We start from the raw sequence: 20,535 nt of genomic DNA, 5'->3' as shown, positions 1-20,535 counted from the left end.
CCGCCCCGCATTCGAATATACGTTCGACTACCGACACGGGCGGAGCGGCTCTCACGCCCGCAGAGAAGAGGGCATGAGCGCACTCTGGGGAGGAGAGGTGAGCGGTCGCGGAGGCGACGCCACCAGGCGAGGCGTACGCAGTCCTTCGCAAGACCAACTGCGAGCCAGCGCTGCGATCGCCGTCGCGCTACCCCGGACGAGCACTAGTGACTGCCTGCTGAGCCATTCCACAGGCGCTCGCTGACCCACTGCCAGTCAAGTCGCTCCTGTTCGAGCCGCACATCCGGCCCGTGGCGCCCCGTGACCAGGTCTGAGTACACGACCTTTTCATCGTCGGTGAGATGCGGGAGCTCCGCTCGGGTTGGTTCGCTTTCCGTCCCCCATCGGTCTTCGTGGGTGAGCAGTGTGGGCGCATCCATGAGCACCGAGCGTGTCTGGGGCAGGTGGCTGCGGACGCGATTGAGGATGCTGAACCCGTGCGTGTCGATGTCACCCCAATAATCGACGGGTCGACCTGCCAGCCATCGCAGAGACGCGGGCTCGCCGGCGTCGTAGCCGCGCCCCCAGATCGCCACGCATCCTGCGGGCACGGGCACGCTCAAGTAGCTGATCTCGTTTTCAACGATGAGCGCGCGCGTCGGGGCGATATCGAGCGTGTTCAGCTCGGTTGTGCGGAGGGCCGCCTCACTGACGCCCGGGGGGAAGCCCAGAAGTGCGGGGTCGAATCGAAGTCGAACGGTGGTGGGTCGCGTTGCGTAGCCGAGAGCCCGTTCGAATGAGGTGCGCGCGTGGGGAACACCGAGCATCCCGGCCAGCGCCGAACGGTGCCGGTCGATGAACTTCGTGTCGACTCCCGGAGCGTCGACCTGTCGCAGATATAACCCGGTGTGTCGGTGGGCCGTGAGCCAGTCGAGCGCGGCCATCACCGTCGCCCACTCGCTTCCCATTGCTACTGCCCGAAGCGGATGCGCGAGGGCCCACTGCACGGCGTTGGGGCGGGGTTCGCTGGTCGCAACGATCTGGCGATACGTGGCGAGGTCGGCGCGGGCGCCTGTGCCGAGCAGTTCCCATGCCTGTTCGTAGCTGGTGATCTGGGCGCGCTCTGGTCGACTCGTGATTCCTGTCGAACGGCCTCCGATGTGCCCGTCGACGATTGTGTACGCGCGTCCGCCGCGGGACGCCCGGCGCACTGCGTCCGCCCATGCGCGAGCATCGTCGAAATGCTCTCCGAGGTCAGCCGAGCTGGGCCCGCGAAGGGGCAGATCGATGACAGTGAAGGGATCGCCCGTCACGGCCCCCCGCAGAAGGGTGCCGTCATTCCAGCGCCGTCGCACCGCGTCGGCGATCTGGGATGCTGTGGTCCAGCGGGCGGGGTCGCTCACGATATCTCGCGGCGGCGTTCGCGAAACTCTTCGATGGTCATCGTGTGCACGCGTGACGATGCTCCGGTTGGGTTGTCGACGAAGCCAATGGTGCTGACGTATGGCTCGATGATGTGCACCTTCTGTAGCGGGGTGACGATGAGCAATTGCAGCCCGAGTTTGGCAAAAAGCTCGAGCGCGTAGCGGGTTGACACATCGGAACCCCGTCCGAACGCCTCGTCGATGACGGCGAAGCGGAAATCGCGAGACTTTTCGACGCCCCACTCGAGCCCGAACTGGTAAGCAAGCGATGCGGCGAGGATCGTGTACGCGAGTTTCTCTTTCTGTCCGCCCGATTTTCCGTCGGAGTCGGTGTAGTGCTCGTATTCGTCTCCCGTGACACGGTCTTGCTCACTGGCGGCGAACGTGTACCAGTTGCGCACGTCGGTCACCCGTTTGAGCCATGCCTTGTCGGCGTCAGCGTGCCCCTCGCGGCCACCAAACCTCTCGATCAGTTGGCGAATCTGCTCAAACCGGCTTTCCAGAAGGTCGCTGCGTTCAGCGCTTCCGAGTGCGTCGCTCGTGGCTTCGCGGAGGTCGGCTCGAAATTGCCGCACGTCGTGGTTGACCGTGGGTTCTGCCACGAGTTGGATAATTCGACCTTCGGTGTAGTCGATCGCGCGCAGCGCGTCGTTGATCCGGTCGATGCGCTGGCGAATGTCGTCCGCTTGTCGACGCAACCAGGTCGAGAACTGTGCAAGTTCGCGGATGGCGTTGGTGGTCAGCTGGTGCCGGAATTCCGCCTCGAATCGGGGCAGGTCGTCGCGCAGGACGGTGGTGTGCAGTTCACGGAACGCCGCAAGCGAGTCGATGTCGGCGTCGAGTTCGGCTCGGTACGTAGGCCAGCGTCGCAGAAACTCCGCCATCTGCTGCTGGATGTTCGTCGTGTAGCCGTTCATTTCACGCTGGAGTCGGTCAATGGCGACGGTGAGCTCGCCGGTGAGGCCCACGCGCAGTGCATCGTAGTCAGCAACCGTGCTGAGGGGGGTCTGCCCGTGTCGACTGGTCAACGCGGCGTAGTGGCTTCGCGCGATCTCGATGACCTCAGCGCCGATGGCCTGAAGCGTCTGCTCTTCGCGCTGGTCACGCTCTCGCATGTCGCGGATCAGCTGCTCGATGCCTCCGATCGCAGTGGCGACCGCGGTGAGCCGCTCTGTCAGGCGGTTTTCTTCCGCGTCGATCTGCGCGATTCGGGTGTCGAGGTTTCTCAACTCGTCGGACCCGGCGACGAGCTGGTGTTGCTCCTCGGTTAGGCGGCTGAGCTGAGCTGCTGCCGACTCGGTGTCGATGTCTGACCAGGTGCGGTACTCGTCGAGCCCGGCGAGCGCAGCGCTGATGGTGCGACGGGCTCGTGCCGCCTCGTCGGCCGCGTCGAGCTCGCTGGTCAGACGCTCATATTCGGTGATGAGCGTCGTGTGTTCGGCCTCGAGCATCGCGATTTTTCGACCGTTGTCGCGGCCGAGGACCCAGCCGCGAGGGCTGAGTGTGTCGTCTCGGTCGTCTTTCTCGTGTCGGTCACCGTCCTTGGTGAGGCCTTCGCGGGTGATGGCTCGATGTTCCCGCCGCAGTTCGTCGACGGTGTCGGCGAGGACATGGTCAGCGCGTTGAGCGAGCTCGATGCTGAGGTATTCGGCGAACGGGCCTGCTTCGACGGTGAGGATGTTGGTGAGGCGGCGGCCGTGCAGGGTGGCTGGGGTGCTGCGAACCTGTCGTTCGGGGACTCGTCGGTAGACGAGTCTGGCGTTCAGGCGGTGCTCGTTGACCCAGTGGGTGACCGCCGCGTAGTGATGATGGGGCACGAGCATGGTGAGTGCGAATCCCCGCAGCACTCGTTCGGCAGCACCCCGCCATTCACCGCCGTCGGGGCTGATGTCGATCAGCTCGGCGGCGTAGGGGAGCTCGTGGGGTTCGACGCCGAGCGCCGCGCAGAGCTCGGTGCGAACCCGTTCGAGGTCGATCGGAATACTGTTGCGGCGAGTACGCAGACTCGTGATTTCTCGTTCGATGGTGTCGCGTGCTCGGCGAACGTCGATGCGCCGTTCCATCAGCGGGTCGCGGCGCAATGCTTCGGCCTGATCTTCGTGCGCGAGTTCGGCGGCGCGATGTGCAATGTCGTCGCGCCGGGCCTGGAATTCGTAGGCGCTGTCGACGGGCGCGAGCTGTGCCGTTTCACTCAGTTCTGTGTACCGGCGTCGTCGATCGGCTCGGGCGGACATGTCGTCTTCGGCGCGGCGAATTTCTGCGTCGATCTCACGAAGTCGATCGCCGCCCGCCTGTGCCCTGTGGACGGTGAGTGTGTCACGCGTCGGCGCAAGCGCGGCACGCTCGCGGGCGAGGGCATCCGATTCTTCGGTGAGAACGCGCTTCCTGGTTTCGCATTTCTCGAGCTCTGTGGCGAGGATTGCCCGCACCCGTTCAGCAATGTAGGGGGCGACAGCGTCGCGCTCGTTGCGGTGGGCTGTGTGGGTGGTTCGCGTGTCGTCGTAGCGGTCGGCCGCGTCGATGAGTGGGGTGAGAATGGCGAGCTGGTCGGTGGCGGTGCGCACCGCCTCGTGTGCCTTCACGAGGTCGGTGTAGTGGCTGATGATCGCGCGCACGCGCGTATCGGCTTCGACGGGCTCGAGCATGTGCTGCCGCACGAAGTCGTTCAGGTTGCCGACCGATTTCATTGACACGGTCTGGTGGAATAGCTCCATCGCCTGTTCGCTGGCGATTCCGAGGAGTCGCCGCACACGCCGCTGGTAGTCGGGATAGCTGGTGTCAATGGTGGCGCCGCTGCCCCGTAGGCGCGCACGCAGTGCGGTCAGTTCGTTGCCGAAGTCAGCAAAATCGCTGTCGATGGCGAGTGGTCGCGTTGCGGTGACGTAGAAGCGGTCAGGCTGTCCCGCACGGTCTTTCTGGTGAAAGACCTGCGCGAGGGTGACGGTTTCTGCGTGTCCGACGTTGCCGAACATCCCGAGAATGACGGTGTAGCTGCGGTCGTCACGAAGCCCCACGGGTCGTGAGGCGCCGGTGGTCTCGTTGCGTTCAGATTTGTAGTGGCCTTCGACGTAACTGCGCAGGGTGCGTTCGCGCGCATCGGCTCCCGCTGCTTTGTTGTAGGCGATGCGGTGGGCCGGCAGCAGCAGGGTGGTGATTGCGTCGACGAGCGTCGATTTGCCGCTGCCGATGTCTCCGGTCAGCAGGGAGGTGGCTCCGCCCGGGGTGAGGGTGTAGACGCGCTTGTCGAACGTTCCCCAGTTGAGTACTTCGACGCGCTTCAACCGGTACCCGCTCGTGTGGTGGGTGCTCGCTGGGGTGTCGAGTGCGCTGAACAGCGTGTCGGTCACGGTGTGGCCCCCGAGGTGGTTGTGGCGTAGACGGCGAGCTGGTTCGCGAAGTCGCCGAGAGTGTGAGCGTCGACGTACGCCTTGAGTATTCGGCGCACTTCGTAGTGGCCCTGTTGTGCGCGAAGTTCTCGCAGAAATCCGAGTTCGACGACCCTCTTGATGGTGGTGTCTGCCTGGTCGACGCTTCGCGCCTCGTTGCTGGTCGTGGCGTGAAAAACCCGGATCATGTCGACGAGTTGGTCGCGCGTGACGACGAGGGTACCGCTGTCGCCGTCGGCCTCGAATTCGGCGAGTCTCTTGCGCAGGAGCACGAGCAGCAAGCTCACGTTGTACGTCAGACTGTGGCGACGCACGAGGCGGGGCAGTGGCTCGTCGCTGTCGTGCGGTTCGCGGGTTGCCAGGTATGCGTAGCCTTCGGTCTCATCGATGACGACGTCGATGCCGATGGTGCGGAAGTGGTCGGCGACGTGGCCGCGATGCCGTTCGAGGGTGTGCCACACGGCCTCGTGTGCGGTCACGTCTCGGTAGACGACGTCTTTCATGAGGTGGATGATCGCGGTGGCGATGGCGCGTTCGTCGGCTGGTGTCATGGTCGGCTCACCGTCACGTGCTGCATGCGAACAATTTTGGTGTTTCCGGCGGGGTCACTGTAGGGGATGCTCGTGGCGTGGTCGTCGATGGTGACCATGATGTCGTCGGCCTCGAGGCTGAGGTAGCCGAGCAGTTCGGCTACGCCATCGCGCAGGGGGTGCTGGGCAATGATGTCGGTGAGCGATGCGCTGGCGCGCGGCGGCACAGCGTCGCGAATGGTCGCGGCGAGGCGGGCTGTGTCGATGTACCGCTGGGCGATGAGCCCGTCGAGGTCGGCGTCGTCGTCTTCGCCGGGAGCGAGCAGACTGTCGACGCGTGTTTCGGGCTGTGGGTCGTAGAGGGGCCGCTCGAGTGGCAGGCTAATGGGCACGCCCGGCGTGTTGACTGTGAGCCCGAGGTCGTGTGGGGGCTGCTCGCGCACGCTGAGCGCCGCGGTTTCGATCTCACGCACGAGCTGCATGATGCGCTTGTTTTCTACCCAGACGTGGTCGTCGAGGAAGCGACGCAGTTGTTCTGACAGGGTGCGAACGGTCTGCTGGGTGCGTTCGGCGGCGTCTAGCCAGTCGTGGTGCACGGTGTGCAAGCGCTGGTCGGGTGTGATCTGGGGCAGGCGTTGCACGGCCGCGAGCATGTGAGTGATCTCGTTTTGAGTGTCTTCTGACAGGAGGTAGTCGTAGAACGACTGGAAGGTGCGGCCCTGGTCTGATGCGGTGATGTCAGCTCTGCTGGCCACCAGTTCGGCGAGCAGCTCGCCTTTGCCGCCGTCCCACCGGGCGATCTTCTCTCGCGCACTGCGATCGAGTGCGCGGAAGTTGTCTTCGACTTCGCGGAAGTCGGCGAGGAGTTCGCGGGCGGTTGCCGCCACCTGCTGGTAGCGGTCGCGCAGCGCCGTTTCGTCAAGCGTTCGCACGACGCCGTTTCGGGCGTCGTCGAGTTCGGCGTCGATGGCCGCGCGACGTCGTTCGAGTTCGGCGATGCGCGCGTCGGGGTTGGTTTCAGCGCCGTGCATGATCTGTCGCAGTAGTTCAACGACGGTCTGAAGGCGTGATTCGGTTCCGATGAACGTGCGCGTGCGCATGCTGTCGACCCAGGAGTGGGCCTTGTGCAGCGCGGGTGTCGCGTCAAAGTGCACCTCGTCAGACCCGACCGGGTAGTGCCGTCGCAACCAGCCCGACTCGGCGGCAGACCAGTCGTCAAGGTATGCGGCCGGTTCACCCGTATAGCGCTCGGGCTCTGACCGGTGCAGTTCATACAGGTAGTCGTCGAGCGCCGAGATGAGTTGGCTGGCCGGAACCGCGCCCCTATTGCCGTCAACAAAGTAGGTGCCGAGGAACGAAAGCACGAGGGGCGCGTTGCGGGCCCGCATGAGACGCCAGGCAGGGTGGCGCTGCCAGAGTCGATCGAGGTCGTCAAGATTCATGGTCATCGCCACGATAGGGGTGACCACCGACACCGGGGGTGTCTGTGGGGGCTGCCCCGGGCATCCCGAGGAGGGGGAGCATGTGCTGGGTGATGAGCGGCGCGACCGGCAGGGTGGCGAGCTCTGCGGGGCTGAGCCAGCGCAGGCAATCGATTTCGGCGGCGGCCGCGATGGGCTCGGCAAGCTGCGCGCGGAACACGTCGGCGATCAGCGTCGCCCCGGCCTCGTTGGCGGCCGGCGCCGTGTACTGCCCAATCGGCTGCAATTCTTCCGGCGGGATGCTCGCCCCAATTTCTTCCCGCAGCTCACGACTGAGCGTCTCGGCCGCCGTCTCACCCGCCTCGGGCTTGCCGCCCGGCTGCATGTAAACGGAGGTCCCCCGCTTCCTGACCACAAGCAGTCGCCCGATGTCGTCCACGACGAGCGCCGCCGACACCCGTATCGTCTGCCCGCTCACACCCCCACTCTGCCACCCACCCCGGTTCAACCGCCCCACGCATTACCGCTAGACTCTCCTAGGCCCTCCGGGGCCAGCCACGGGCTGTGGCGCAGCTTGGTAGCGCACTTGACTGGGGGTCAAGGGGTCGCAGGTTCAAATCCTGTCAGCCCGACCAAATCACGAAACCCTCTCGCTTTAGCGGGAGGGTTTCGTGATTTGTGGGCTAATCAAGGTTGCACCTGCGAGCAGGTGGGCCCACGCCGCGCAAGGGGCCCCGGGCGCGGCCCCGCCGCGTTTGGGGGAGCCGGTGGGGACAAATCCTGTCAGTCCGACTGCGTGCCGCTTCCGCACCTAGGAAACCCTCGAAAGTGATGGATCACGGTTTCCCCTTTGTCCCGTCACTGGCGCAGCTTGGCTTCGTTGCGGTGCGTCCTTGCCTCGTCCTTGAATGCGTTCGTCAGCTAGCGCATTGCCGCTCGCTCTCTTTTTCTCGTCCGTCCGCCCTAGCATCCGGCGCTCCTCTCCATGTCGGAGGCCCAGCGCACACTGATTTCGTGGCAGACCTCTACACGAAGAATGGCCGACCGCTCCGACGTAGCGGTGACAAGTTGTTTGCGCGCTCGGGAACGTACGTAGGCAAGATCAAGGGCGACTACGTGTTCGACCCCTCGGGGCGCTACGCGGGCACCATCGTGGGGGAGCGCGTTGTCTACCGCTCGACTCACTCCGCGCGGATTGCCAGCCCTTCTGTCTCAGCGAACCGTGCCGGGAGTGCGAGCGCCAACCGGGCGGGCTCCGCGATGTGGGGTGACGAGCCACCGTTCCCGGACTGAACGCGCCGACACGCCGCACCTAACTTGATGTGGCAGTTCTTTAAGTGGTCGCGCTATGATAATTATGACCCGGCAGCGACGAGAGGAACCGCAGATGGCGATCCGCACCCCGAAGACTCGCGAGGATCTCGCGCGCCTGCTAAACCCCATGCGTCTCGAGGCGACCCCGTTCGAGCGTGCGGTCGCGGTCGGTGCTGCGGAGAGCCGCACGTTCTCGCCCGCCGCCCCCAAATCCGGCCCGGAGTTTACGCGCTGGCTCCGTACCGTTGAGTCGCTGCACGAGGGCATCATGCTCCTGCGCGCTGGTTGGCTCCGCTTCGACCCGCAGAACCTGCCGTACTTCCTGCAGCCCGATCTCAACATCGGCCTGATCGTCAGCAGCGGCGACGCCTTCACGGGCGTCACCTACGGCAACCCCACGACCCGCAACCCGAAGGGCTCGGCCTTCGCCCGTCGCGTCGATGAGAACGGCAAGGTCGCGATGTTCGGCCGGCCGGTCGAGGACGGCGAGGTCGACGTCGAGGACGCCTGGATCCTGCTATACAACGAGCGCGACGGTCTGGTGCACCTCGAGCTGTCCCGCCCGGCTTCGATGGCCGGCAGCTTCGTAGACAGCTGGTCGGAGCGCATCATCTTCCCGCCGTTCGACCTGGCGCTCGGCACCTTCTCGTACGACGAGGACGAGGACGAGGCCGACGACGAGGGCGACATCGGCTTTACCGTGACGCGTCGCTGAGAGGCGTCGGTTCCCGACCATGAGCACCACCACTTTCGTTCCTGCGCGCCTCAAGATGGCGCGCGCCATTCGACAGATGACCGCGACTGCTCTCGCGGCCGAGGCCGGCACTACTCCGCCATGGGTGTCGCAGTCCGAGCGCAGCAAGGAGACGCCCAGCCCTGAACTGATTCGTGAGTTCGCGCGCGTCCTCAACTTCCCGGTCGACTTCTTCTACCGGCCGCTCGAGCAGTTGCCACCCTCGGATGCCTTCCACTTTCGGGCGACGTCGCGACTCGCCAAGAAGGACGAGGACACTGCCCGGGCGCTGTCCGCGCTCGCGATGGAACTTTCCGACTGGATTGAGGACACCTACCGAGCCCCCGATCCGGCGGTACCTGAGCTGCAAGACCTCATCGGCTCAGATGACGAGGTCGCACCCGAGCAGGCAGCGGAGGCCCTTCGCGGTGCTTGGGGGCTCGGAGTGGCGCCGATCAAGAACCTGCTGCAGCTCCTCGAGTCCAAGGGTGCAAAGATCTACTCGGCCGGCGGGCCGCTGCAAGCTATCGACGCCTTCTCGTTCCGTCACGGGGCGACACCCGTCATCTTCCTCAATGTGCATAAGTCTGCCGAGCGCCTTCGCTTTGACCTCGCTCACGAACTCGGGCACTTGGTCATGCACGGAGGGTCACTGCACGTGGAGCCGGGCAAGGAGAAGGAACTCGCGGCGAATGACTTCGCCAGCGCGTTCCTCATGCCGCGTTCGGACGTGCTGGGATCCATCCGGGGGAACTTGATGCTCGAGGATGTCCTCGTTCTTAAGCGGCGCTGGCGGGTCAGCGCGATGGCCCTCAATCTGCGCGCTCACCGCCTGGGCGTGATCTCGGAGTGGACCTACAGCACTCTTGCAAAGCAGCTCTCGATCGCTGGCTTCCGCCGGGGCGAACCAGGATCCGATCTGCGGGTCGAGTCCTCGAGTCTGCTGACGCAGGTCATGAGCGATATGCGCGCACGTGGAGAGGGTTTCTCTGACATCGCGCGCGTCTTGAACGTGCGAGCGCAGGATGTTCAGAATCTAATGCTCGGCATTGTGACGTTCGCTATTCAGGGTGAAGGCGTTGCTCGCTCCCGCGGCTCTGCAGACCTCCGCGACGTGTCACTAGCTCCAGTGGCAGACCTCAACGCTCATCGCGGCGGTCGCTGAGTGCCGGCCTCAGATCCAGCTAGTTCCGATTAAGCCCGTGCCGGCGGCTGTCGAGGGCGTCTTTGAAGTGGCTCTCGGCGATGTCGATATCCCGCGTCGGAGTGGACGGGTCAAACACGCGTAGCAGCGAGAAGCGGAAGCTCGTCGGGTCCAGCGGACGGAGCTCGACGTTGCCGCCGTGCCGGTTCGTCGCGTAGGCGTTCCAGCGCTGTCGAATATTCTCTAGCCCGTCCGCCTTGCCGACGTAGTGCCGTCCGTCGCGAGTGTCAGTGATCATGTAGACGCCCACGACCGACGAAAGCGCGGTGCGCCACGAGGCGTAGCGGTGCTCGCGCATCATTGTTTGGAGCTGGACGTGGCTCAAGACGAGTCGGTCGAAGCCGGGAAACGGGATCGGCTCGGCGTCCGCGATCCCGACGACCGGGTAGCTCGCTGCGGTGGTGGCATTCATCCGCCAGGTGCGCGGCGGCTTCCATCCGATGACGAGGCGGTTGCGGAGGTCTGCCATGTGCTCGGAATCGGCGATATGGAAGGTGCGGAAGATCCCGTTGTCCTCGACTTCTCCGTAGCACTCGACGACGGACCAGAGCCGTGCCTGGTCGCCGCCTTCCTTGATGAAGACCACCCAGATGGGCGAAGGAGCGGTCGGAAAGCTTCTCGCGCTGGCCGACTGCCTCCGGGTGTACTCGAAGATTTCTGCGTGCGTTGAGTCGGCGTGAAGACCCGCCAGTCCGCTTTCCGGCGCTTCCTGCGCGAAGGCATGACGGACCACGAGCGCCTGCCCGGGGTCGATGCCCGCGTCGAGAAGTAGCGGGCCGAGCGTCAGTGCCACATCGTGCCTCTCTGCGCAGGTGTTGTCATCACCGCGTCCAGGCTTCTCGTGTGGCGTGGCGGCTGGCGGACGCTACCGCTTTGCGGCGAGCTGCTCGCGCATGATTTCGACGATGTTGTCGCGGTAACGCGACTTCACGCGGTGACGCGTCCCCGCCTTCATCTCCTTGACTAGCTTCTCGATTGACTCGGCGTGGTGGAAGCTGCCGCCAACGGCGAAGTAGGCGCGGAGCCAAGAGTCGGGGTCGATCGGGAACCCCTCGGTGGCGAACGCCCGGACTAGCTGCACGACGGCGTCCTTGCCTCGCCCGGAGCTGAGGCCGTTGTAGTCCTCGCTCTGGATCTTTTCGGCGGCAGCGAGCAGGAGCGGGTCGCTGGCCGGGACGGCGTCATGGGTGTGGAGGTTGAGCGCCCCGAGACCGTCGAGCCAGGTGCGCACCATGTCGTAACGGGACCAGATCAGGACGAAGAGCTTGCCGAGTGAGTCCGCCTCGACCGCGCGCCGGATCGTCTCTAGCTCGGGCTGCTCGTACGGATGAAGCACCACTACCGCGTGGTCGATGACCTTATCGTCGCGTTCCAGGCTCGCGAGCTCACGGATGTCGAAGACGATCCGATCGGTCTTTTCGGGTGCTATGAACTCCGCGGCTTCGACGTCTGCGCCGCGGTCGTCGTGGTTGAACTTCTTCACGTCCGTGACGGCGAAGAGATACGGCGCATCGCCGATCCAGTCTCGGATCAAGGCGCTCTGTGGAATCATCGCGGTGCCGTGCTGTCCCCAGTCTTCGCGCACCATGTAGGCAAGTTCGGTCACGCGATCATGATCGCAGTGGGCTCCGACATCGCACCGAGATCGCTACGGGAGCGGCCAACCATCGGCTGCGACGCGCTCACGCCAATACGTCGCCGCGTCCTTCCCGGCTTGCATCGCAATGAACTCATCAGTTCGCTCCGCGAGGGCAACCCTCGGGTCGGTGACATCGACGAATGCCTCCAGTGCGATGTACAAAGAAGTGCTGCTGGCAAACTGGGCATACCCACGGACGGACTCAATGACGGCAAACGTGACCGGATTGCCGTGCACGAGTGCGTTGCGAGCTCGGCGTCGACGGGCGTCGAGTACGGCACCCTCGGAGGTGTACTCCGCCATGAGCGCGGTGTAAATGGCGTGATCGCTGAGGCTCGCGAACATGCGCTCTATCCAGTTGCGCTCGTGTTCAATGCGACAGAGAGATAGGAAGTCGTCGGCACGGTCGGCGAGGAACAGCAGCCAGGGCTGCTTCGGCCGATCCGACACCCGCTTTCGGGTCAGCTCAGTGAGTAGCTCAGTGTGGCCAGCCCCTCCAAGCAGGCACATGTGCGCCGCGGTCTGAAGGTCGCCCAGCCAACGGGCGTGCGCCCACCGCTCGTTGAGAAGCGCGAAAAGGTCATCCGGCTTCATGGCGGCGTGAGTGGCGACGTGCTGCACGACGCGGTCAGAAAGCGGGATGACACTGCTGATGTCGGCTTCGGAGGGCTTCCGTAGCGCCATATCGCGGCTGAAGGGGTGATCGGCGGCAGTTTGCACGTCGATGGCGGCAGCGAGGAACTGTGGGAGCTCTTCGCGGGCTAGCGCTTCCGCGATCCGGGGTCCCTGCTCTGCGACCGCCTCAGAAGTAATTCCGGCGCCGTAGGTGTCGTCGGGAAAGCCGGTCTGCCTATGCACGGCGTGATGGCCCCCGCCGGCATTTCGTCCAGAGCGCAGCACGTGGTACTCGGCTAGCCGCGGGCGGACACCACCGACGCGGTGGATCGAGACGCTCAGAATCGTGTCGACGATGGCGCGGGCCTTCTCGACGGCTCCGGCCGCTTTCGTGATGCCGAGATCCACCCGGACGATGGTGTCGACATCGGACTCCTCGTCGACCATCTTGGCGACCCGGAAGCTGTGCCCGTACTGGACGATCTCCCACAGCTCTTCCTTATGCGGAAACTCGAACCGGCCAGGCTCGGCGTTGGGCACCGCCCAGCGCGCGTCGCGGAACATGACGTTGCCTGCCTCGAAGTCTGCATGAATCCGACCCTTAAAGCCGATCCAGACAACGATCGGCTCTTGCTCGGCCGGAGATCCAACGAAGTCGCGAGCCTTCTCGAGTCGCTCCTCGGCCGGCGTGTCTTTTTCGCCCATCGGAATGTCGTCAGGATCGCGACCGAACCCCATGATGCTGACAAGCCCACTGAAGATGCCTTCGGCATGGTGTCCTCGCCTCGTCAGCTGATCAAACAGCAACTCCGCGATCGGACGATACTCGCGGCCCGAGAGCGTCCGATCCTTTGCGACCGCCACCAAATCGTCCCAGGTCGCGCGGACCGCTTCGTCCGTTTCGAGCGCCGCCAGGATCGTTGCTGCGGTCATCGTGACGTCGAACCAAACTGCTGCACTGCGCGTCCCCGGAGCTTGCATGAGCGTGGTGCGCGGGCTACCGGCGAGCGCAGCGAATGCCGCTTCGAACGCGGCCAGCGGACCAGTGACCTGGGTGCGCAGTGCGGGTCCGAGTGCAGCTATCGACTGCTCGAGGTCCAGCCTGAGTGAGGTGCGGTTCGGCTTCGGGCTCCATGCCTCGGCGCCGCTCGCCAGGCGCACCCACTCGACGATCTCGCTCACGATGACCGTAAGCGGCAGGACACTGCTTGAGCCGTGCCGCCGGTCAAGCGAAGACACCAGCGACGGGAGCCAGGCGGGGGTACCTTCCGACCAGTGGTCGTTGACGTTGTAGTCGATCATCATCGGCAGGCTCGCATGTGGTGTTCGGTATGTAGGCGGGCGCTCATATCTGCTTATGACTATGACCGAACTCGTCCGCGACGAGAACAGCCCACGCGTTGTGCTTTTCGCAACGAGCGCGACCGGCGCATTGACGTGCTGATCTGAGCCGTCATACTCAGCAGTCCTCCTCGCCGGGACGCGGCTTCACCAAGAGGAACCCACCCGGGGTTCGTCGGCCGGATCCGATGAGGAGGCTCACTCGTGAGTGATAACGAACTGCCCGAGGTGCCGGCCACGGCTCTCGGTCCCATCCGCCCGCTGAGCGTGCGCATCACCGACGGGTTGCGGGCGCAGCTCGAAGTGATCGCACAGCTCAACGACCGGAGCGTCACAGAAGAGATCCGTCTGGCGCTGGAGGCCTGGGTCGAGACCAGCAAGTCGGACCCGAAGGTGCTCCAGCGCGCCGAGACGGTGCGGGCTGAGATCGAGCGCGAGGCCAAGACCAAGCAGAGCGCGATCGAGGCCATCTTCGGAGGCGCATCGTCACGTGGTGGTCGCACCACCAAGCAGGCTTCGGCCTGACCAGCGCCGGGCGTCCGGGATCGAGCACCGCCGTGCTCTCCCGGGCGCCTCGGCGCCTACTCGCCTGCCCCTCGTTGCTGCCCCGCGGCTTGTCAGAGAACGAACGAGTCCTCGGCCGCGACAACAGTAAGGAGGTGGGAGCGATGGTGAAGAGCGTCGTCATCCCGCACGACGAGACCCGTCCGCCGCGGCTCCAGGAGATGCCGGACATCGGCGCCTTCCAGGAGGCTGTCGACGGCTGGCTCGAGATCATCGGGGTGCCCGGCATGGGCGCCACGCTCTACGTCAATGAGGCCGCGCATCGCGACTTCGCGCCCCTCAACACGAGGGCGATGGCGCTGACCTGGCTGTACGCCGTTGACCCGATGCGGCACCCGCTGCTGTTCGGCGACGTAGTGCTGTCTGGAGACGGGAACGACGGCGACGTCCCGGAGGAGCTCGTGGGCGATGTGTTTGAGGCCAGCGAGTTCTTCATCGACGTGAGAGCCCACGCTGGCCGTCTCTGGCGAGAGACGCGTGCGCAGTTCGGCACAGTGTTCGAGGCAGCGGTCTGGTGCATGTTGCTGACGCGCTCCGCTCGACCGGGCGTCCAGTTTCGGATCCGTCCACGCGTGCTCTCCTCTAACTGAGAAGCGGCGACCACTTGAGCATCGACAGTCTCGTCGCTCGTGGTCGCCGCTCTTTCGTTTCGGGCCGACCTCGTTGCCCAAGTCACAACATCTGGCCTATCGCCACGGCGCGTTCGTTGCCTCATAACTAAAGGCACAAAGGAGAATGAGCGAAACGCGATTTATGCGCTCGAATTGACCACCCGATGAAGCATTCCCAGCTCACCCGATCCGCTCGTCCGTCCCGGCGAGCTTCTTCGCGCGCGCATCGAGACGAGGGCGCCTGATGCAGATCACCTATCTTCGAATGTCCGGCTTCCAGTCGTTCGGCACCGACCCGACTGAGATCGCCCTGCGCCACGTCACCTACGTCCTCGGACTTAACGGCGCCGGCAAGACTGCTGTGCTCGAGGCGCTCTCGCGGCTCTTCAGTCCGCTGTCGGCGCAGCGCAAAGTTCGTCACTCGGACTTCCACATCCCGAATGGGCAGACGGCAGCAGATGTGCATGCCGCTAGCCCCGTGCTGTGGATCGAGGTAGACATCGAGGTGCCCGAGTCGGGCGCATCAGGCGACCACGCTTCGGTCCCGCCCAACTTCGCACACATGCGAATCGCCACGGAGGACGGGGTTCCGCGGATCCGCGTCCGCCTCACCGCCACTATCGCTCCCGACAATGTGATCGAGGAGAAGCTCGAGTACATCCTCGAAGCGGATGCGGACGGAGAACCGCTGCAGCGAGCCGACATGTCGCGCTTCGACCGCGCCAACATAGAGGTGCACTACCTGCCTGCGCGCCGCGATCCGGCCGAGCACATCGCTTACACGACCGCGTCGTTGGTCGGTCGCGCGCTACGCGCGGCGGATTGGACTGCCGAGCGCACGACACTGGACACGCTGTCGAAGAGTCTCACCGACGCGCTTGCTGACAATGACGCCGTGAAGAGCATCGGTGTTCAGCTCGCGGGGGAGTGGAAGGGTCTCCACTCTGGCGCCTTCTTCACCGACCCGTCGATTGCGTTTGGCAGTGGCGATCTAGAGAGTGTGCTCCGCCAGCTCACCGTTTCATTCGCACCGTCCCCGGCCGGCTCGTCCCTTCCGTTCGATCGACTCAGTGACGGGCAGAAGTCGCTGCTCTACATCTCGCTAGTTCTCGCATGGCAGTCCCTCGCGCGAGAAGTGCTGAGTGGCACCGAGACCTCATTCGATCAGCACCGCCTGCGCCCTCCGGTGCACACGGTCATAGCGCTTGAGGAGCCAGAGAACAGTCTCGCGCCGCAGTACCTCGGTCGCATCATCCGGCAGCTCCGGACGGCCGCGGGGCACGGCGACTCGCAGTCCCTCATCGCGACGCACTCGCCGGCCTTGCTCCGCCGAGTCGATCCTGAGTCGATCTGCTTCCTGCGCCTCGACAGCAATCGCCAGTCGCAGGTGCGCCGCATCCTGCTACCGACGACGAGTGATGAGACAGCGAAGTACGTGCGCGAAGCCGTGCTCGCATTCCCGGAGCTCTACTTCTCGCGTCTGGTCGTTCTCGGCGAGGGAGACAGCGAGCAGATCGTGCTGCCTCGTGTCCTTGCGGCGGCAGGTATCGCGGAAGACGATGCATCAGTCTCGGTCGTGCCGCTCGGTGGTCGCCACGTCAATCACTTTTGGCGTCTCCTCCACGAGCTGGAGATCCCGCACGTGACGTTGCTCGACCTTGATTCCGGGCGCCATGAGGGCGGCTGGGGTCGCGTTCGAAACGCGCTGAAGCAGTACAACAAGCTGACGCCCGGCACGTACGCGGACGCGTCGATCGAAGGGCTTCCGAAGTGGAACGACGCCATCGACTTCCCGGAACTCGTAGATCCGCGCATCGCCGGCGGCGTGGGCCCCGTCAACTCCCTCGAGACGAAGGGCGTCTACTTCTCGCACCCGGTCGATCTCGACCTCATGATGCTCGAGGCGTTCCCCGATTCCTACGGAGTGGAGTCGGTGGGCACGCCCGACGAAAAAACCATCGCCGCGGTACTCGGCAAGTCGCACGCGAACGAGGATCGTCTCCCGGCCGACACCCGCGAGCTCTTCGATGACTATCACCGGCTGTTCGACCTGAAGAGCAAGCCCGCGTCGCACCTTCGGGCAATGGCGGCGCTGACCGACGAGGAGCTACTCGAAGACCTTCCGGAGGTACTCGAGCGGATCGTCGCGGACGTGCGTGCGAAGCTGGGGGCGCTTCCCGAGTGATCCATCCCGATGACTGGCATCCGGTCGGCGGACTGGATCTCGAGCCGAACGCGCTGAAGGCCGTGCGTGAAACGACGGCCAACATCGTTGTCACCGCCGGCCCTGGCGCGGGCAAGACCGAGCTACTTGCGCAGCGGGCAGACTTGCTCTTCCGAACCGGCGCGAGTCCCTACCCCAAGCGAATCCTGGCGATCTCATTCAAGGTCGACGCAGCCCGCAATCTTCAGTCCCGCGTTCGACTGCGCTCCGGATCGCAGTATGCCGCTCGCTTCGACAGCTTCACCTTCCACGCCTTTGCTAAGCGACTCGTCGACAACTTCCGTCCGGCACTTACCGGCCAAAACGCGCTCAACGCGGACTACCGGCTCGACGCGCGCACCCGGATTCAGAACGAGCAGATCAGCTTCGATGACCTCGTGCCGCTCGCTCTGGAGATCCTGGAAAAGAATGCCTACGCGCGAGGGGCGCTTCGGCAGACCTACAGCCACGTTTTCATGGACGAGTTCCAGGACGCTACGACCGCGCAGTACGCCTTCTTGAAGGAGGCGTTTGAGGGTACCGGTGTGCAGCTCATCGGCGTCGGTGACACCAAGCAGCGCATCATGCGCTTCGCGGGCGCGCTGGACGGAGTCATGGCGACATTCGCTGCAGACTTCGGCGCGACCGACCTGCAGCTGTACCAAAACTTCCGATCGAAGCCGCGGCTGCGCCGGATGCAGAACCGCATGATTCTCGAGATGGATCCGGGTGCCGCGAGCCCGGATGAAGATCTTGTCGGCGACGAAGGCGTACTCCAAGCGCTGCGCTTCGAGACCGACGAGGACGAGGCAGCCGCAGTGACGACTATGCTCCAGGAATGGCTCGACGCCGGCGTACCACCGCACGAGATCACGGTGCTGGCACGGCAGCAGCCCCACCTCATCACGAGCGTCCTTGGTGAGCGTCTCACCGCCGCGGGCATCCCGTATCGCAACGAGCAGCAGTCTCAAGACCTAACGACGGAGCCGGTTGCGGCCCTGATCTTCAATTACCTCCGCGTCGTAGCGGATGAAGGGTGGCCGGCGGCCTACACCGAGCTGGTGCGCGTCGTGACCCGCGGTGGAATCGAGGAGGTGGACGGCGTGTTGGACAGCAAGCTCCGCGCTCTCCTTCGCGACGCTCGCCTGACCGTGCGCGCGGCAGGCTTCGATGCCGCCGACTACTCCTCGTGGAATCCACTCATCAGTTCGTTTCTGAAGTTCGTGACGCGTCCGTCGCTCAACGCGCTATCGCCCTCATATCAACAAGGGACTCGCCTGAACGACGTGATGATCGAGGCCGCCGGCGCCTTCAAGCGTGAGTTAGCGATCGACGGCGATCCGATTGCGGCGCTCGACCGACTATCGGAAGAGGACGCCATCCGGATACTGACGGTGCACAAGTGCAAGGGGCTGGAGTTCGAGAAGGTCATTGTCTTCGGCGTCGAGCCTCAGTTCTTCTGGGGCGATGACAACGATGTGAAGTCGGAGTTCTTCGTCGCCATCTCACGGGCCAAGGACGAACTCGTGCTCACCACTGCTCGTCACCGTGCGAAGCCAGATGGGGCGAGTTTCCGCTGGAGTGAGGACTCGCCTCCGCACGATGAGCTATTGGGGTATGCCGATGAGTCCTGAATCCACCCGCGGTACGAGCCCGTTCGATCCGGCGATGCTCCCGGAGCTCCATGCTGTCAACTTCGAGGAACTCGAAACCACCACAGACGAGGTGCCTTTCGTCCGCGAGAGCTTCGAGCTGCTGAAAGAGGCGTCGATCTTCCTGGCCGCGGTTGCCGGCATCCGAACAGAGGGCCAGACCGATGGTCTCTCGCGCAACCACGCAATCGTCGTCGGTCACTACGCCCGCATGATCAAGCTCATGAAGACCTTGATCCGACAGATCGCCGATGAGCACGGCGGGGATCAACAGATCGCGGTGAGTCGCGAGTTTATGGATTCCGTCTCGACCGTCATGTACCTTCTCGGCGATCCGGGAGACGGAAGCCGGTACACGTCTTATGTCATGGACAGCCTCATCGCGGAGCGCGAGTTCTTGAAAGACGTTGGCGAGCAGGTCGCTCAGCGCAGTGACGTAATGCTCCCGATCGAGGAGCGGATCAACCGCTCTATCGCCGGGACGCTGAAGGCCGCCGGGGTGCGCGAGGAAGACATTCCGTCGCGTCGGAACAACGGCTGGCCCAACGCGCAGGTGCGCCTCGAGCTTCTCGGACCGACCGCCTACGCGGCGTATCGGACGGGCTCGGGTGCCGTGCACGGAAGCTTCGCGGACATCTATAAGCACCACCTCGACGAGGTGAGCGGAGGCTTTGAGATCGAGCTCCGGCCGCAGCCATTCCGCCCACAGCCACTGCTATCGATGGCGCTTCTGTCCTTGCTCACCCTCGGTGACTACAGTCGCATCTTCCTCGGCATGCCGCTTCCGCACGCCCTACAGGAGCGCGGCCGTGCACTGATAGCGCTACTGGAAAAGACTGACGAGCTCCACGAGGGGTACCTCAATGAACGGCGAAGAATCCGCGACCAGGACGAAGGAGCTACATCATGACTGAGCCAAGCGACAGCACCAACGGGCTTCAGATCGTCATTGAGAACCTGAGCGAGGAGGGTGCCCAGCTCCTCGCCGCCGGCATTCAGTCGAGCGCTGATGGCGGAGCTCTCGCGCAGCTTATCGGCGCGGTGACGAGCGCACTTCGCCCCGAGGATCGCGCGAAGACGCGGCTGGTGATTACTGGTGATCTCGTTGCGACGGTGAACGCGCGCGAGGACCGGACCGACACCCCCTTCATGATGGAGCGCGGTGCAGGGGTAGTGGCGGCGAAGACCATGCCACCGAACGCCGATGGACTTGTCGACATCCTCATCCCGGTCTACTGGCTCTTGCCGCTCGAAGACGTGCAGGAAACGGCCGAGCAGTCGCGCCTTATTCAGCATCTGGCTGCTCATGAGGCTGTTCACGCCAGCATTCATCACATCGGGGACGAACCCTTCGACCTGCACCATCGCGAAGAGTTCGGCTACGCGTTGATGAACTTCGTCTCGATGGCGAGCGAGCAGATCGAAGAGCACTTGGCTGAGTACCTGGGTTCCCAGGTCACGGGGCGCGAAGTCGAGCAGTCCGCAAGCAACGTTGAGGCATCGATCGAGGCGTGGCAGGAGACGCTGGCTACGGAGCTGCCCGCGATTCCCGAGGACGACCCTGACTACTTCCAGCGCGGCATGCTCGTGACGTTCAACGCGCTGCACATCCTTTGGAAGACGCTCGCCTATCTAGCCGCGGCACTTCGCACGGAAGACGGCTTCCGTCCGGTGCCAAGCGATATTGCGTCGCTGCCGGGCTGGCGTCAGCACATCGCGCCGTGGTGGGAGCGATACCTGGGGCTTCTCGGCGAGATCCCGATGACGGTCGAGGTCGATATTGCCGCTACTGACGAAGTGGTTCGCGAGATGGGGCTTCACCTGCAGATCTGGGCGGACGAGCTTGGTTTCGACTTCCACGACACGCCTCAGGGCGGGTTCTTCAGAATCAAGCTCTGGGATTAAGGCCTCGTCGACAT

The 20,535-nt window shown here is 64.4% G+C and carries 16 protein-coding genes and 1 tRNA gene; 9 read left to right on the top strand and 8 right to left on the bottom strand.

Features of this window, described 5'->3' with window-relative positions:
• Positions 1 to 203 precede the first annotated feature (203 nt).
• The 5 genes from EV140_RS03220 to EV140_RS03200 are packed head-to-tail and all read right to left on the bottom strand — an operon-like array spanning position 204 to position 7,218.
• The gene (locus tag EV140_RS03220; RefSeq protein ID WP_198674325.1) at positions 204 to 1,382 is read right to left on the bottom strand and encodes a Wadjet anti-phage system protein JetD domain-containing protein; all 1,179 of its coding nucleotides are present in this window, start codon (positions 1,380 to 1,382) and stop codon (positions 204 to 206) included.
• Complete coding sequence (locus tag EV140_RS03215; RefSeq protein WP_130280939.1) at positions 1,379 to 4,750, bottom strand: ATP-binding protein; 3,372 nt, start codon at positions 4,748 to 4,750, stop codon at positions 1,379 to 1,381. The genes EV140_RS03220 and EV140_RS03215 overlap by 4 nt, the downstream gene beginning before the upstream one ends.
• Entirely contained in the window at positions 4,747 to 5,340 is a 594-nt protein-coding gene (locus tag EV140_RS03210) for a DUF4194 domain-containing protein (RefSeq protein WP_130280937.1), read from the bottom strand. Before EV140_RS03210 ends, EV140_RS03215 begins: the two co-directional genes overlap by 4 nt.
• Positions 5,337 to 6,767 carry a DUF3375 domain-containing protein gene (locus EV140_RS03205; protein ID WP_198674324.1) on the bottom strand — a complete coding sequence of 477 codons (1,431 nt, stop codon included), beginning with the start codon at positions 6,765 to 6,767 and terminating at the stop codon, positions 5,337 to 5,339. Before EV140_RS03205 ends, EV140_RS03210 begins: the two co-directional genes overlap by 4 nt.
• Positions 6,751 to 7,218, bottom strand: a complete 468-nt coding sequence (locus EV140_RS03200; RefSeq protein WP_130280935.1) for an NUDIX hydrolase — start codon at positions 7,216 to 7,218, stop codon at positions 6,751 to 6,753. Before EV140_RS03200 ends, EV140_RS03205 begins: the two co-directional genes overlap by 17 nt.
• 80 nt (positions 7,219 to 7,298) lie before the next feature.
• On the opposite strand from EV140_RS03200, the gene EV140_RS03195 reads away from it, so the two are divergent.
• The 3 genes from EV140_RS03195 (at position 7,299) to EV140_RS03180 (ending at position 9,952) form a co-directional block, all read left to right on the top strand.
• Positions 7,299 to 7,375, top strand: a tRNA-Pro gene (locus EV140_RS03195).
• 752 nt (positions 7,376 to 8,127) lie between these two features.
• Positions 8,128 to 8,769: a hypothetical protein gene (locus EV140_RS03185; protein ID WP_130280932.1), complete on the top strand. Its 642-nt coding sequence runs from the start codon at positions 8,128 to 8,130 to the stop codon at positions 8,767 to 8,769.
• 19 nt (positions 8,770 to 8,788) lie between these two features.
• Positions 8,789 to 9,952 (top strand): helix-turn-helix domain-containing protein, encoded by a 1,164-nt coding sequence (locus tag EV140_RS03180; RefSeq protein WP_130280930.1) that lies wholly within the window; start codon positions 8,789 to 8,791, stop codon positions 9,950 to 9,952.
• A 19-nt stretch (positions 9,953 to 9,971) separates the two neighbouring features.
• Here EV140_RS03180 and EV140_RS03175 read toward each other — a convergent pair whose 3' ends face one another.
• The 3 genes from EV140_RS03175 to EV140_RS03165 all read right to left on the bottom strand — a co-directional run bounded on the left by EV140_RS03175 (position 9,972) and on the right by EV140_RS03165 (position 13,547).
• Entirely contained in the window at positions 9,972 to 10,784 is an 813-nt protein-coding gene (locus EV140_RS03175) for a GIY-YIG nuclease family protein (RefSeq protein WP_130280928.1), read from the bottom strand.
• Positions 10,785 to 10,856: 72 nt separating this feature from the next.
• Positions 10,857 to 11,579, bottom strand: coding sequence for a hypothetical protein (locus EV140_RS03170; protein ID WP_241971266.1), 723 nt, complete (start codon positions 11,577 to 11,579; stop codon positions 10,857 to 10,859).
• A gap of 60 nt (positions 11,580 to 11,639) precedes the next feature.
• Positions 11,640 to 13,547, bottom strand: a complete 1,908-nt coding sequence (locus tag EV140_RS03165; RefSeq protein ID WP_241971265.1) for a hypothetical protein — start codon at positions 13,545 to 13,547, stop codon at positions 11,640 to 11,642.
• Positions 13,548 to 13,790: 243 nt separating this feature from the next.
• Between EV140_RS03165 and EV140_RS03160 the strand changes: the two genes are divergently transcribed.
• From EV140_RS03160 to EV140_RS03135, 6 genes are all read left to right on the top strand, one after another.
• Complete coding sequence (locus tag EV140_RS03160; protein WP_130280922.1) at positions 13,791 to 14,111, top strand: ribbon-helix-helix domain-containing protein; 321 nt, start codon at positions 13,791 to 13,793, stop codon at positions 14,109 to 14,111.
• Positions 14,112 to 14,254: 143 nt separating this feature from the next.
• Entirely contained in the window at positions 14,255 to 14,740 is a 486-nt protein-coding gene (locus EV140_RS03155) for a DUF3846 domain-containing protein (RefSeq protein ID WP_130280920.1), read from the top strand.
• A 265-nt stretch (positions 14,741 to 15,005) separates the two neighbouring features.
• On the top strand, positions 15,006 to 16,946 hold the full coding sequence (locus tag EV140_RS03150) for an ATP-dependent nuclease (protein WP_130280918.1): 1,941 nt from the start codon (positions 15,006 to 15,008) through the stop codon (positions 16,944 to 16,946).
• Positions 16,943 to 18,598 (top strand): UvrD-helicase domain-containing protein, encoded by a 1,656-nt coding sequence (locus tag EV140_RS03145; RefSeq protein ID WP_130280916.1) that lies wholly within the window; start codon positions 16,943 to 16,945, stop codon positions 18,596 to 18,598. Before EV140_RS03150 ends, EV140_RS03145 begins: the two co-directional genes overlap by 4 nt.
• Entirely contained in the window at positions 18,588 to 19,526 is a 939-nt protein-coding gene (locus tag EV140_RS03140; RefSeq protein ID WP_130280914.1) for a DUF5677 domain-containing protein, read from the top strand. Before EV140_RS03145 ends, EV140_RS03140 begins: the two co-directional genes overlap by 11 nt.
• The gene (locus tag EV140_RS03135; RefSeq protein ID WP_130280912.1) at positions 19,523 to 20,521 is read left to right on the top strand and encodes a hypothetical protein; all 999 of its coding nucleotides are present in this window, start codon (positions 19,523 to 19,525) and stop codon (positions 20,519 to 20,521) included. The genes EV140_RS03140 and EV140_RS03135 overlap by 4 nt, the downstream gene beginning before the upstream one ends.
• Positions 20,522 to 20,535 lie beyond the last annotated feature (14 nt).

Origin of the sequence: Microcella alkaliphila (assembly GCF_004216855.1) — a bacterium.
In the GTDB taxonomy this organism is placed as follows: domain Bacteria; phylum Actinomycetota; class Actinomycetes; order Actinomycetales; family Microbacteriaceae; genus Microcella; species Microcella alkaliphila.
Note: the sequence above shows the minus strand (reverse complement) of the source record. Positions and strands in the feature narration are given on the sequence as shown.